This window comes from Bradyrhizobium sp. WYCCWR 12699, assembly GCF_032144035.1.
GTDB lineage: Bacteria > Pseudomonadota > Alphaproteobacteria > Rhizobiales > Xanthobacteraceae > Bradyrhizobium.
Genome location: NZ_JAVTJN010000021.1, coordinates 104,736 through 118,306, shown reverse-complemented (window position 1 = coordinate 118,306; position 13,571 = coordinate 104,736). Strand labels below are relative to the sequence as shown.

Below are 13,571 nucleotides of genomic sequence, written 5' to 3'. Positions count from 1 at the left end.
GCGACTGAGCCACAGCCGATTGATCGCCGCCAGTTGAAGATTGAGGACTAGATATGACTAAACAAGCTGAATGGGTGGCGGCCTGCGCTGCGGACGCTTTGAGGCCTGAAGAGGTTCGCCGCCTCGATCACGGCGGCCGCACGTTTGTGATTGTTCGCTCGCCCGAGGGCGATTACTTCGCGATGGACGGCCACTGCTCACACGAGAAGGTCCATCTTGCGGATGGCATTGTCGATGGCGGAATTATCGAATGCCCGAAACACTTCGGCACCTTCGACTATCGAACGGGCGAGTCGCGTGCGCTGCCCGCATGCGTCGACTTGCAGAGTTACGAGGTAAAAATCGAGAATGGCATTGTTATGGTCAAGGTCTGAGCGGGTGAGAGCTGCGGATGACCTCACAGCGTTTACTTGTCTTGCAGTCCCTCTGGGCCATGGAGCGGCGGCAGCCTGACGGTTTCGAACGTTCTCTCGATGAAAACCTGGCGATGATACAGCAAGCGGGGTTCGACGGGATCTCTACGTCCTGCAATGATCCAGGACGCGTCAACCTGATCGCACGCGCTTTGAACGGTTCCGGGCTTGCAGTCGAGGGCATGTGCTTCCCGCAGACGATCGATCACTTGAAGTCTGCCATCGACCTCGCCAAGCAGATCAACGTTCTGCATCTCAACGTCCAGCCAGACATCCGTCCGCGCAGGGTCAGCGATTGTATCCCGCTGCTGGATGGCTGGATCAGGGTGGCGGAAGAGGCAGGCATGCCGATCTACTTCGAAACGCATCGCAACAGGATGACCACGGATCTCCTCTTTACTCTCGATCTGATGGACGAGGTGCCCGGGATGCGGATCCTTGCCGATTTGTCGCACATCCTGCTGGGTCGGGAGTTCTGGTATCCCATCTCGGACGAGGATGAAGCGCTGGTGCGGCAGGTGCTCGATCGCGCTTGGGCGTTTCATGGACGGGTTGCATCTCGCGAGCAAATTCAGGTTGAGATCACGTTTCCTCAGCACAGGATATGGCTGGATCTGTTCCTGGGGTGGTGGAAATACGGGTTCCGAAGCTGGCGAAAGCGCGCAGGCACGGGTGCCTGCCTTAGTTTTACCTGCGAACTTGGCCCGCAGCCCTATGCGATCACCGATCGGCAAGGCAAGGACACGACGGATCGTTGGGAGGAAGCTCTTCTTCTTAGGTCCCTAGTCCGTGACCTCTTCGATAGCGTGGCCAGTGAGGAGCAGGCTCTGCCTGCAAGAGGGGTGGCCATTTGAGTACTCATTCGACGATTGCCATTGTTGGCGCCGGCGAAGCTGGCACGGCAGCCGCCCTGGCGCTGCGCGAGCGCGGCTGGGAAGAGAGCGTGGTGTTGATCGGCAACGAAAGCAGTCTCCCGTATGAGCGCCCTCCTCTCTCCAAAGCAGTTCTGGTCGATGAGACGAGGCCTGGGCCGAAGACGATTGTGACGTCAGAGCGGCTTTCCGAATTGAAGATCGATTATCGCCACGGCTGTGAGGTGGTCTCGATTGATCGCACGGCCAGCATGGTGATTCTCTCGAATGGGGCCAAGATAGGCTATCATCGCCTCCTCTTGGCCACTGGCGCTCGTCCGCGTGACCTGAACGTGCCAATTGCTGAGGGATCAAGGGTCGCAACGCTTAGGTCGTATGAGGATGCCACACGCCTTCGCGAGTTAATCGGCCAAGGCTGCGAGATGGCTGTGATCGGCGGCGGCTTTATCGGGCTCGAGGTTGCTGCGAGCTCGATCTTGCGAGGCGCTTCGGTCATCGTCTTCGAAGCAGGATCGCGCATACTTTCCCGGGCAGTGCCAGTTGGCATAGCTGAACTGATCAGGGCCAAGCACGAGCGTTCTGGGGTACGGATCGAGACAACGGCAGTCGTTGAACGTATCGAGCTTTGTGAAGGACGCTCCTGCGTGGTACTGGCCGGGGGCCAAAGACATCTTGCCGATCTCGTGATCGTGGGGGTCGGTGCAACCCCCAACGTCGAACTGGCGCAAGCGGCGGGGCTCGCTGTCGACAACGGCATCGCGCTTGACGAAATGCTGGCCACATCGGATCCGCGCGTATTCGCAGCGGGGGACTGCTGTTCCTTTCCACATCGCCTTTACGGAAAGCGGATCAGGCTGGAAGCTTGGCGCAACGCGCAGCGGCAAGGGGTGATTGCGGCGGCGAATATGGTGGGCGAGGATCGTCCGTATGACGATCTCCCCTGGTTCTGGTCGGACCAATACGATGAGACTTTGCAAATGGTCGGCCTCTGCTGCGGCGGAGAAATCCCGGTCGTCAGAAGCCTAGGCCCGAGGGGCCAACTTCTATTCTCCCTTGTCGACGGCGGGCGCCTCGTGGCTGCTTGTGGGTTTGGAAGCCTCGGCGCCGTTGCGAAGGAAATCCGAGTTGCAGAGACGATCATTAGGCGGGAACTGAAGGTCGAGGCAGAGGCGCTCGCTAATCCGGCGCTGAACTTGAAGCAGCTTCTTTAGTGACTACTGCCGCGGCGCAGGTCACCCGGCAAGCAAGTCACCTGGCAAAAGGACATGCGCCACGCGGGCTACCGAATGCTCGCCCATTGGGCGTAGCGGCAATCCCTCGTCAGAGGCTGGATGCGGCGTTTGTCGAGCCAGGACGACCGTTGAGAAGGCTCGATCGATAGATCAACTTCGGGCCGGCGCGCCAGCGCTCCACTGTGCGCCAATATCCCTGCAAGCAAACGCAGACTACTTTGATACCGCGCTGAACATCATGCGCTGCTTTTCGGGACCTGGCGGCATCACGCTGGGAGCCCGATTGAATGTAGCAAGACCTACCTCGTTGAGCAAATACACTATCCCAATTTCAGATTGATATAATGCAATAATCATGAGAAGCTCTCAAGTGAAGCAATGGTGAGAACCCGCTTTCAGGTGGAACCATCCTGCATTTTCACGAGGAGCTTTGATGAGCATAGACTGGGAAGAAGCGATCGCACGTATGATGCGGCGGATCGAGAATACAGCTCAACAAGTTGGCGACGCCTATCCACATTGGGCAGATCCGGAGAGCGGCACCTGGACGACAACTTCAAACGGAGACTGGACCGGCGGCTATTGGCTGGGGATGCTTTGGCTTGCCTCGCGGAGTAACGGCGGCGAGCGCTTCAGAGATCTTGCAGAACGAGGTTGCGAGCGTCTTGAACCGCGCGTCTCGGCCGATACCGCGTTCAAGGCTGCGACCTTCTATTACGGGGCCGGACTGGGTTCGCTGCTCACCGGAAGTCACCGCGCGCGGACGCTCGGCCTTGCGGCGGCACGAGATCTGAAGCAACGCTACAACCATCACCTTGGTCTTGTGCCCCTTGGCGCGAATGCCGAGGAGGGCGCTGACGTGGGAGCCACTGCAAGCAGCGTCGACAGTTTGGTCGTCTCATTGCTGCTGTTTTGGGCCGCTCGAACTCTAGACGACCGCGCGATGCGCGAAGTGGCTGCCAATCATACGGATAAAGTTCTGACCGTCCATCAGCGTGAGGACGGATCCTTCATCCAGTCCTCCTCCCTCGATCCCGAGACCGGCAAGGTTCTCCGACGCTACACACACAAGGGCTTCAGCGAGAACAGCGTTTGGGCAAGAGCACAGGCGTGGGGCGTGGTGTGCTCGACGATCAGCTACTTTTCCGGCGGCGGAGAGGAGCGATGGCGTCAAGCCGCCATGAACGGGGCCGACTGGTGGCTCGCCCATGTGCCAGATGATTGCGTGTCGTACTGGGATTTTGACGCTCCTAAAGCGCCCAACGTCGAGCGGGACACTGCGGCGACCGCTTTTATGGCATCGGCTCTTCTAAAATTGAGCTCGATTGCGCCGACTGACAGTAAGCGGCGGCAATACCGTAGCGCCGGAGAACGCACCGCTTTGGCGCTGGTCGAACGATATCTCACTCCGGTTCATAAGAACGATAGCCGTCCAGCCGGCATGCTGGTGGAAGGATGCTTCAACAAGCGCGGGGATTCGAGAGCCGAGGACTACGTCAGTAATGCCGAATTGATCTTTGGTAGCTACTACTTGTTCGAGGCGCTTCATTTGCTAACCGGCAGGTTGCGGCCTGAAGAAATCTAAAATGGCACTCGCTGCTGGCGAAGGCCAGCGGCGAGCGCTCTCTGTGTCACTCTCGCGTTACCCCGGCCGAAATCCTTAAAGCGGCTTGGAACGGACCTAGGGGCGCATTTGACGGCTGGAGAGATCAAGGGTTTCTTGTTCAGCCGCTGTTCCACTGAGACCATTGCCTTTCCAGAGGGGAGCCGCCGATCGGCCGGACCTCTCTGGAGTGCCCTAACAAGACTGTTATCACTCGCCTACATAGATGCAGCCGCGCTTTTTAGCGATCTGATATACGACCACGCTGAGCAAAGCGACGAGCGACCCGTAGATTGGGAACATCCATGCCATGTCCTCGCGTTGCAACCATACCAGCAGGTAGGGCGTGGTACCGCCGAAAATTGTCACACCGATTGCGTAACCAAGGGCGACGCCTGTCGTTCTCACTGTGCGCGGCATCAAGGTTGTGGCTATGAAGTTGTAGAGAGCCATATTGCAGCCCACCATGGCCCCGCCAACCAGCATCACCATGGCGTAGGTCAGAAGGCTTTGGTGTGAATAGAGCAGCGTCAGGAAGAATGCTGGGATGAGCAGAAGGCGCATCAAGATGAACGCGCGCGAGGGCTTTATCTTGTCTGCAAACGCACCGATGGCAGGTGAAAAGACCATCCAGCAAAATCCCATGAGGGTCAGGATGCCGTACACCCACGTGCTGTTTTCCTTGAAAACACCATTGGCGATGTTGGGCAGGCCCACGTTGTACGTGTAGTTGGCGAGCTGCACCGAGCCGATCACCAAAATCACGGCCAGAAGCGACAGTCGCACATTCCAGAGCGCCTTCCAAACGCCGCCGGTGGTTTTCTGAACGCGCGACATCTCGTCATGATGCATAGCGCGGGCGATCAATGTTTCCGGGATTGCTTGGCGCAGGAAGAAGATGAGGACGCCAAGCAGGCCTCCGACCGCAAACGGCACTCGCCAAGCCCACTCGCGCATGACCTCGGGGGCGACGGCCGCGCTCACCAGAAAAGCGACGAGGCTTGCTCCGATCGAACCCAACATGATGAATGTACCGTTGATCAAGCCGAGATACCGCCCCTCCTCACCTGGTGGTGCCAACTCGATGGCGATTGCATTGGCGACGCCCGCCTCTGCGCCAGTGGCAAGCCCTTGCATCAGTCGAAGAATGACCAGCGCTGCAGTGGCAAGGGTCCCGATGTCCTTATGAGCCGGCAAGATCGCAATCAGGAACGAAGATAGCGCCATGACCGTAACAGCGATCATCATGACGCGTTTATGGCTGATGCGATCTGCGATAGGACCAAGCAAAGCCGCTCCCAGAGGCCGCGCAATGAATCCGGCTCCAAATACGGCAAATGCTCCCAGCAGCGAAACGACCGGGTCATTTGAAGGGAAGAAGTGGGGAGATAGAAAAGCCGCCATGAAGCCGTAGACTTGCCAGTCATACCACTCCAGCGCGACGCCTCCGCCCAGACCAATAGTCATTGATCTCGTTGCAACTTGCTTCTCGGGCTGAATGAAATCGATAGAAGGTTGGGCCATTGTTTGCATGGGTCTGCTTCCGCTCATTGGGTAAGACTGCTTAAGCCTTGCGCGGCAAGCGCGAATGCGCGCCGGCCTGTCGCTTGTTGGCCTGCTCAAGGCGCTGAGATTTCTGGCGGCACGCCCGTAAATGGACGCTGGCGCGATCGAAGGCAGCTGATCGGGCTTCCTTCATTCCAATCGTCTGTGTAACAGCCCGCGGGCGGGCTTATGTCCCAACTCCATGGTCCCTCCTGTAGCAATGCGCCCTTCTGCGGGACGCTTAAGTTTTTCGATTCAAGGCAGGCGGACAAACTCCTCCGCGCTGAGACGTCCGCTCGGCTTGGCGAGGCGAACGTTTCCTACTTTTCCGCGCAAACGATGCGAGCTGATCGAGTATCTGCTTACGTAAGCCGAACTGACCTGGAAAAGGTGAATGATGAGATCGTCTCGGGGCCGCCGCTTGGATCACAAGGACTTGCGCGGAAAGACAAAGGGGCTCGCGCGAGCGCGAGAGGGATGGTTGTAAAGGGCGCGGGCTGGCGAGAAGCTTGGCATGGACTGCAATATCGCCAGCCCAGCCGCTCCTCCCATGAAACCAGTAAATCGCCTCCACCGCTTCGTCTCCCATGACGGCCGGCATCTCTGTGCACTAGCCCAATATCGAGCGAGACCATCACAATGACGGGCCAATGTCAAGCAATAGACTATCTCAAATACAATTAGGATATATCAATCTGGTAGCCATCATTCTAGCTGAAGGATTGATACATCTATACGACTGAAATCGCTCATGAAATATTGGCACCCCCGATTAGCCAAGCACATTGACCTATCTCAATTTGAATGTCAGTCTGGCTTTGCCGCAATCAGCGCGGCTGGCTCTCACCTGGAATGGATCTCGTGCGCCTCATCCAATTTGTATCTCTGAACGGTTCTCGTCATGTCGCTGCGCTCCAGGCGGGCGACGGGGTCCCTGTGCTCGTGAACAATCGGACAAGTGTACGCGAATTAGCCTTGGAGGCAGCCCGCTCCCGGCTATCGCTTGCCGAATGCGTCCAAAGGTGCGGCTTCGGAGAGAAGGTCGATTACGATGCGATCATCCGCGAGAAGCGGCTGTTGCCGCCTCTCGACCACGCTGATCCTTCGCGTTGCATGATCGCGGTGACTGGACTTACGCACCTCGGTAGCGCCGAGTCGCGCGACGCCATGCACGCGAAATTGGCCGCAGGCGAACTTTCCGATTCAATGCGGATGTTCAAGCTTGGCCTGGACGGTGGAAAGCCTCCGCCGGGATCCATCGGGGTCCAGCCAGAGTGGGCCTATAAGGGTGATGGCTCCTGGGCAGTCGCACCTGAGCAACCCCTCACGTTGCCGTCCTATGCTGAAGACGGGGGCGAGGAGGCCGAAATTGTAGGGCTTTACGTCATTGGCGAGGGAGGCGACGTACTGCGTGTCGGCTTCTGCCTCGGCAACGAATACTCCGATCATGTGATGGAGCAGCGAAACTACCTCTACCTTGCTCATTCAAAGCTGCGCCAGTGCTCCTATGGTCCCGAACTCCTCGTGGGCGATCTTCCGGACGAGGTATCCGGAACGGTCCGCGTCTTGCGAGCTGGCGAAGCGATCTGGTCCGGAAGCTTTATCTCGGGCGAGAACAACATGTCTCATTCCATTGAGAATCTTGAGCACCATCACTTCAAATACCGCGCGTTTCGTCGGCCCGGCGACGTCCACGTCTATTTCTTCGGCGCGAGCGCCTTAAGCTTTTCGGCCGGCGTCAAGCTGCGCGGCGGTGACGCTTTCGAGATCGAATCTCCGGCTTTCGGGCGGCCATTGCGCAACTCGCTCATCGAGGAAAAGCAAACAGAGATCGTGAGGGTGCGGCCGCTATGAGCTTGATCTGGTGGACCAAAAATTGGGATAGCGAAAGCGCGGTATTCTGAGATAAGCAATCAAAATGCAGAAATGGCACCCTCACCTGCGGGCTGGCACCGCTCCCCTGTTCGTCCGGCTCGTCGAGGCCATCGAACACGACATCGCGGCAGGAACTCTTGCGGCAGGAACAAGGCTGCCTACCCAGCGTGATTTGGCAGAGGAGATCGGCCTCAGCGTCGGAACGGTCATCAAGGCCTATGCAGAAGGTCAACGGCGCGGCCTGCTTCTGGGGCACGTCGGCCGCGGGACGTTTGTCGCGTCACAGAGGCCGACCCCTGCGTCCGGTGGCAAGGTTGTCGATCTCAGCCTCAACATCCCAGGGCCGGCGTTACTGCCCAAGGTGCTAGCTGAGAGCCCATCTACGTTTCCAACGGCTGACATCTCCGACTACGTGGGATACCTCTCCCACTCTGGTGTTGCCGAACACCGGGCCCAGCTCGCCGGCCTATTTCGTCAATCGGGCTTCGAAGCCAATCCGGACAACCTCGTTATTACGAATGGAGCACAGCACGGGATAGCGCTGACCTTCAGCTCGATCTGCCAGCCTGGTGACAAAGTCTTCGTCGAGGCCGGCACTTATCACGGCATGAAGTCCTATGCTCATTTCGCAAAGCTCGACCTTATCGGGCTGCCGATGGATGGCGAAGGATTGCTGCCGGGCGCTTTCGACAAAGCGGCGGCAAGCGGGGCAGCGCGGGTGCTTTTTGCTATTCCCACCATCCAGAGCCCAACCGCGAGAATCATGAGCGCGGCACGCCGGCGAGAGATCGTGCGGATCGCGCGTAAGCGGGACATCCTGATCATCGAAGATGACGCATACGGCTTCCTGGACGAGACCAGCGAGCCGCTCGCCTCATTGGCGCCGGAGCGGACCTTCTATGTCAATACGCTGTCGAAGTGCCTGGCGCCGGGTCTGCGCATCGGAATGCTCGTCGCGCCCGAGCCTTATCTTTCGCAGATTCATCAATCTATGCGCGCGACCTGCTGGATGGCCTCGCCGATTTCAACCTTCATCGTATCCGAATGGATCCGCACGGGAACAGCCGCGCGCGTGAAGCAGTCTCTGGTCCAGGAGGCGAAGAAGCGCGTGAAGCTTGCCTCCCAAATCCTCCGGCCGCATATACGTGCAGATCATCCGGCCAGCTTTCACATCTGGATGGACCTGCCAAGCGACATTGCTCAACAGGTGGCAGCCCGTTCATTGCAACGGGGCGTCATCACAACGCCGCCCTCGGCGCTCGTGGTTGATCCCTCCTTGATCTCGGGGCTGAGGATATCGATCGGCGTTCCCGAAAACATCGAAGATCTCGAATGGGCGCTCCGCCAGGTCGCAGCTTCGCTCGAAGTCGGCAACGAAGCCAGCATGTCAATCATCTGAACGTGCAGAACTGTTCAACTCGGGCGCTTTCAGGCGGCCGCCATCACGCTCATGGTGGACCTCCATCAAACGCATAGGCTGTCTTCACAGTCGCATAGAACTCTGCAGCGTAGCGCCCTTGCTCACGTGATCCATAGGACGAACCTTTGCGGCCGCCGAAGGGCACGTGATAGTCGACGCCCGCCGTCGGCAGGTTGACCATCACCATGCCAGCCTCCGCGTTGCGCTTGAAATGGCTGGCATAGTTCAGACTTGTGGTGCAGATTCCGGAAGATAGTCCGAATGGGGTGTCGTTGGCGATCTCAAGGGCCTCGTCATAATTTCGCGCCCGGATCAGTGCTGCCACGGGCCGAAAATTTCTTCGCGCGCGACCCGCATCCGATTGTCGACTTCTGCAAACAGCGCGGGCGACAAGTAGAAACCGGGCGCATCGCGTTTCAATAGCTCGCCCCCAGCGACGAGCTTGGCCCCCTCGTCCTGGCCGAGGCGGATGTACATCAAGTCTTGCTCCAGCTGCTTCTGATCAACCACCGGCCCAATCTGCGTTCCTGGCTTGCAGGCGTCATCCACGACCAGCGCATCCATCCTTTCCGTGATAGCTGCCAGGAAGGCGTCGTAAATGCCATCTGTCACGATGAGGCGAGATGAGGCCGTGCAGCGCTGGCCGGTCGAAAAGAAGGCGCTGTTGATCGCGCATTCGACGGCCACCTTTAGGTCGGCGTCGTCGAGCACCACCATTGGATTCTTGCCCCCCATCTCCAACTGCATCTTCTTCATGGGATCGGCAGAAATGCAGGTTTGGGCAATGCGCCGGCCGGTCGACAACGAGCCGGTGAAGGAGATCGCGGCCACCTTCGTACTGGCGAGCATTGTTTCGCCCACGACCGAGCCGCTCCCCATGACGAGGTTGAAGACGCCGGGGGGAACGCCGGCGCGCGCAATGATGTCGCAAAGGGCGTTTGCCGAGGCGGGGACCAGTTCTGCAGGCTTGAACACGACGGAGTTGCCATAGGCCAGTGCCGGGGCGATCTTCCAGGCCGGAATGGCCATAGGAAAATTCCATGGCGTGATCGCCGAGCGGCTCGCGGGACATCTCAACGTCTATGCCGGCTCGCACGGAGAGCAGCTTCTCGCCGCTCAGCCTCAGGCACTCACCCGCGAAGAAATGGAAGATCTGGCCGGCGCGAGCGACCTCGCCGATCCCCTCCGGCAAGGTCTTTCCTTCCTCACGTGAGAGCAGGCGTCCGAGTTCGTCCTTGCGGGCCAATATCTCGTCACCCACGGCTTTCAGAACGTCGTGGCGGCTCTGGATCGTCGAACGCGCCCAAGCCGGAAAGGCGCCATGGGCCGCATCGATCGCACGCTTCGCCTCTTCTACAGAGGCTTGGGCGTACTCGCCTACGATGTCGCGAGTATCAGACGGGTTGATGTTCGCGACTGCCTTGGCTGCCGCAATCCATTCACCGGCGATGTAGTTCTTCGTCATCAGGCCCCCCGTCACCAAGCCTTGCAGAACGTCTCAGGACGTCCAACTGCGTCGGCACCTGCTTTTCGGCGGCAGGGAGTGATCCCCTTTCCGGCAGGTGCTGGCCCAAACGCCTGTTCGGCGCCTCGATTCGGCAATCGCATTCAAAGCCGGTTTCGCAGCGCATTGCAATATATCAATTTTATAATGGGATATAGTAATCTTGACGGCGACGATCGCGCGGCATAGTATCGAGCGTTCCAATCTGAGGGAAAGGCCTGTCGTGAGCGATAAAGCAACTGCCTCCGTAGCGCGTGGCGCCCTTGACGGCTTGATCGTTCTGGAAGTCGGCATGGTGATGCAGGTGCCGCTTGCAGGACAGGTGTTGGGGGATTTTGGCGCGGACGTCATCAAGATCGAACGTCCCCAAGGTGACATCACGCGCGGGCTTGATTTTGAGGCCACCCGCGTCGGCGGGATGAGCGCGTATTACGCTGCGATGGGCAGAAACAAGCGGACACTCGCCTTGGATTTGAAGAACCCGGCCGCCTTTGAGATCTTGCTGACCCTGGTCGACCGCGCTGACGTGTTGATGCACAACTTCCGCCCCGGCGTGATGGAGCGGCTGGGCCTCGGCTATAAGGATCTTAGCACACGCAATCCCCGTCTCATCTATGCTGCGGGGTTTGGTTTCGGGGAAACAGGTCCGCTTGCAGATCGTCCGGGCCAGGACATGCTGGCGCAGGCATTTAGCGGGTTGGCACGGGGAGGACTGCAGGAGCACCAGCCTCCGCAGCTGACGAACTCTCCTATTGTCGACTATGGCGCGGCGATGTCGCTCGTCCAGGGCATTCTTGCCGCCGTCATCGAACGCCAGACCTCGGGCCGGGGACAACTGGTGTCGACGTCGCTGTTCGATGTTTCGCTCGCTATGCAGCTGTGCGAAATCGCCAGCGAGAGCATCTATGGTGTGAAAACCGACTGGACGCGTCAGGCGATGCTCGTCAGGACCGCGGACGGTTGGGTAGCCGTTGTAATGCTCTTTCGCGACAACCCGCTTGGCCTGCTTTGCCAGGCGCTCGATCTACCGGACATAAGCACGCGGCCTGAACTCGCTACACGCGAAAAGCAGATCGAAAATCTGACCGCCATTCAGGAATATTGTGCGCCGGCTTTGATGACCTTGAACACTTCGGAGGTACTCGATCGTCTGGCTTCCGTGGATCTGCTCTGCTCACCTGTGAATGAAATTCCAGAAGCGATCAGCCACCCTCAGGCAAGCCAAAACGGCATCATGTGGCAGGTTGAGGTACCCGGGCGAGGAGTCGTTTCGCTCGCCGGACTGCCAGTCCGGCTCTCACGCACACCTCCAGCCGTCCGGATTCACCCCGCGCCGATCGGTGCCGCTACCGAGGAGGTCCTGACTTCCTTTGGCTTCTCGGAGCAGGCGATTCAGGAGGCTCGAAGCAGAAAGGCTTTCGGATAGCCCGCCCAAACCACAATGTGGTGTCTGTTTTTCCTGGCCTTGCTCGCACGATAGCAACCATATCAACCTCGGGTCCTCGGCAGCTTGCCCGGATGAATGGCAGCGAATTGTGTGCAACGCAATGATCTCTCCGAAGCTCGCTGCAAGCCAGCTTACGCAAGGTGCATCCCGATCCAAGTCGAGAAGAAGTTCTGGTTCTTCTCCCATTCTCCAGGAAGAATTCTCTCGTGATCCAAAAATCCGAACTCGTGCTATCCACTTCCCCTCTCCCGCACGTCCGCCTGCTGAGCATGAACAGGCCGGCGAAGCGAAATGCCCTGAGCAATGAGCTTATCGCGGCACTTGCATCGGCCTGCCGAGACGCAATTTTGGATGAGGACGTCCGCTGCATCGTGCTTTGCGGCACCGACACGTTCTTTTGCGCGGGCGCGGATATCAAGGAGATGCAACAACGCGGCTTCGAGGCCATTAACAATCTCGCCCGACGCAATGATTGGCGCGACCTCACCAACTGTCTCAAGCCGATCATAGCTGCCGTAGAGGGCGTTTGTCTTGGGGGCGGTCACGAACTTGCAATGCTGGCCGATATCATTATCGCAGGCGAAGGCGCGCTCTTCGGTCAACCTGAAATCAACATCGGCGTTTTGCCGGGTGACGGCGGAACCCAGCGGTTGACACGCGTGGCGGGCAAATCGCTTGCCATGCTGATGATCCTCACTGGCCAATCAATTTCGGCCCGTGCCGCAATGCAGGCAGGAATGGTCTCCGAGGTTACAGAAACGGGCCAGGCGCGGGCACGCGCGCTCGAGATTGCGGAAATAATCGCACAGAAGCCGCCTCGATCGACGGAGCTTGCGAAGGCTGCCGTTCTGGCCGCCTATCAAACGAACCTCGATGCCGGTGTGGAATTTGAACGGCAAGCGATCCGGGTTGCTTTCACCACTTCTGATCAGCAGGAAGGGATGGACGCTTTCTTCGAGAAGCGGCCCCCAAATTACCAGGGGAAATAGAACCCCTTTGCAGAATTCTGCTCTTAGGAACACAATACAAAGCGAGCAGATTTGCGAGCGCCGCACGAGAGCCGTCGGGCTGCTTGTGGTGCTGAGGCATTGGAAGCTACGATGGCCTAGCCGGATCATCGTTGATCGTCTCGATCACCCTGTCATCTTCGCTCCCGGCGAGAGCCACGAGTTCAATCGGCGGCGCAACCGCGTCGCTCTGAGCTAAAGCTGGCCGCCGGTTTGCTTCTGGTCGCAATGGTCGAATTGCATCGGTACTTAGATATTCTGGGTACGATTGTCCCGGCTGAGAATATCGGGACTGCTAGGAAGGAGAAATACAGACCGCCGCGCCGTATATGCTTCAGACAAGAGGGTGCCCAGTTGGATCTAGTCGATTGAGGCGAGCCAGTCGAAGCTCAGTCGTAAGGCGACTAAGACGATGCGGCATTTGCGACCGTCGACCTTACTCGTTCGCGCGGATCTGTGCGGTTGCAGTAATACATCTCAAAGCGGCTACCGGTTTCTTGGAATAACTTGTGACCTTCCAGCGCCCGTCGGTCACTCAGCGCAAACGCCAGTACGTGACTCGTGATCCCCCGAGATCCCATCGCGCTGTTGGAGCCGTAGCGAGGGGTGCAGATGCCGGGAGAGGCTACCACACTGCCGCTGTCGGGGCGGTG

At 58.7% G+C, this 13,571-nt stretch carries 9 protein-coding genes and 1 pseudogene; 8 read left to right on the top strand and 2 right to left on the bottom strand.

Features of this window, described 5'->3' with window-relative positions; all coding sequences use genetic code 11:
- The first annotated feature begins 53 nt into the window (after positions 1-53).
- The 4 genes from RPS27_RS09675 to RPS27_RS09660 all read left to right on the top strand — a co-directional run bounded on the left by RPS27_RS09675 (position 54) and on the right by RPS27_RS09660 (position 4,102).
- Complete coding sequence (locus RPS27_RS09675; protein WP_128929751.1) at positions 54-374, top strand: Rieske 2Fe-2S domain-containing protein; 321 nt, start codon at positions 54-56, stop codon at positions 372-374.
- A 17-nt stretch (positions 375-391) separates the two neighbouring features.
- Complete coding sequence (locus RPS27_RS09670; RefSeq protein ID WP_128955097.1) at positions 392-1,267, top strand: sugar phosphate isomerase/epimerase family protein; 876 nt, start codon at positions 392-394, stop codon at positions 1,265-1,267.
- Positions 1,264-2,496 carry an NAD(P)/FAD-dependent oxidoreductase gene (locus RPS27_RS09665; RefSeq protein ID WP_128929753.1) on the top strand — a complete coding sequence of 411 codons (1,233 nt, stop codon included), beginning with the start codon at positions 1,264-1,266 and terminating at the stop codon, positions 2,494-2,496. The genes RPS27_RS09670 and RPS27_RS09665 overlap by 4 nt, the downstream gene beginning before the upstream one ends.
- 454 nt (positions 2,497-2,950) lie before the next feature.
- On the top strand, positions 2,951-4,102 hold the full coding sequence (locus tag RPS27_RS09660) for a glycoside hydrolase family 88 protein (protein WP_128929754.1): 1,152 nt from the start codon (positions 2,951-2,953) through the stop codon (positions 4,100-4,102).
- A 228-nt stretch (positions 4,103-4,330) separates the two neighbouring features.
- On the opposite strand, the gene RPS27_RS09655 is transcribed toward RPS27_RS09660, so the two are convergent.
- Positions 4,331-5,653 carry an MFS transporter gene (locus tag RPS27_RS09655; protein ID WP_164934143.1) on the bottom strand — a complete coding sequence of 441 codons (1,323 nt, stop codon included), beginning with the start codon at positions 5,651-5,653 and terminating at the stop codon, positions 4,331-4,333.
- 864 nt (positions 5,654-6,517) lie between these two features.
- Here RPS27_RS09655 and araD1 point away from each other — a divergent pair.
- Both araD1 and RPS27_RS09645 read left to right on the top strand, forming a co-directional pair.
- Positions 6,518-7,519 carry an AraD1 family protein gene (gene araD1, locus RPS27_RS09650; protein WP_249798521.1) on the top strand — a complete coding sequence of 334 codons (1,002 nt, stop codon included), beginning with the start codon at positions 6,518-6,520 and terminating at the stop codon, positions 7,517-7,519.
- Positions 7,520-7,583: 64 nt separating this feature from the next.
- Positions 7,584-8,939: a PLP-dependent aminotransferase family protein gene (locus RPS27_RS09645; RefSeq protein WP_128929756.1), complete on the top strand. Its 1,356-nt coding sequence runs from the start codon at positions 7,584-7,586 to the stop codon at positions 8,937-8,939.
- Positions 8,940-8,988: 49 nt separating this feature from the next.
- Here RPS27_RS09645 and RPS27_RS09640 read toward each other — a convergent pair.
- Positions 8,989-10,425: pseudogene (locus RPS27_RS09640) on the bottom strand (aldehyde dehydrogenase family protein).
- A gap of 202 nt (positions 10,426-10,627) precedes the next feature.
- On the opposite strand from RPS27_RS09640, the gene RPS27_RS09635 reads away from it, so the two are divergent.
- Positions 10,628-11,890 (top strand): CaiB/BaiF CoA transferase family protein, encoded by a 1,263-nt coding sequence (locus tag RPS27_RS09635; RefSeq protein WP_128929757.1) that lies wholly within the window; start codon positions 10,628-10,630, stop codon positions 11,888-11,890.
- A gap of 227 nt (positions 11,891-12,117) precedes the next feature.
- Complete coding sequence (locus tag RPS27_RS09630) at positions 12,118-12,900, top strand: enoyl-CoA hydratase-related protein (RefSeq protein WP_232995601.1); 783 nt, start codon at positions 12,118-12,120, stop codon at positions 12,898-12,900.
- Positions 12,901-13,571: the final 671 nt, after the last annotated feature.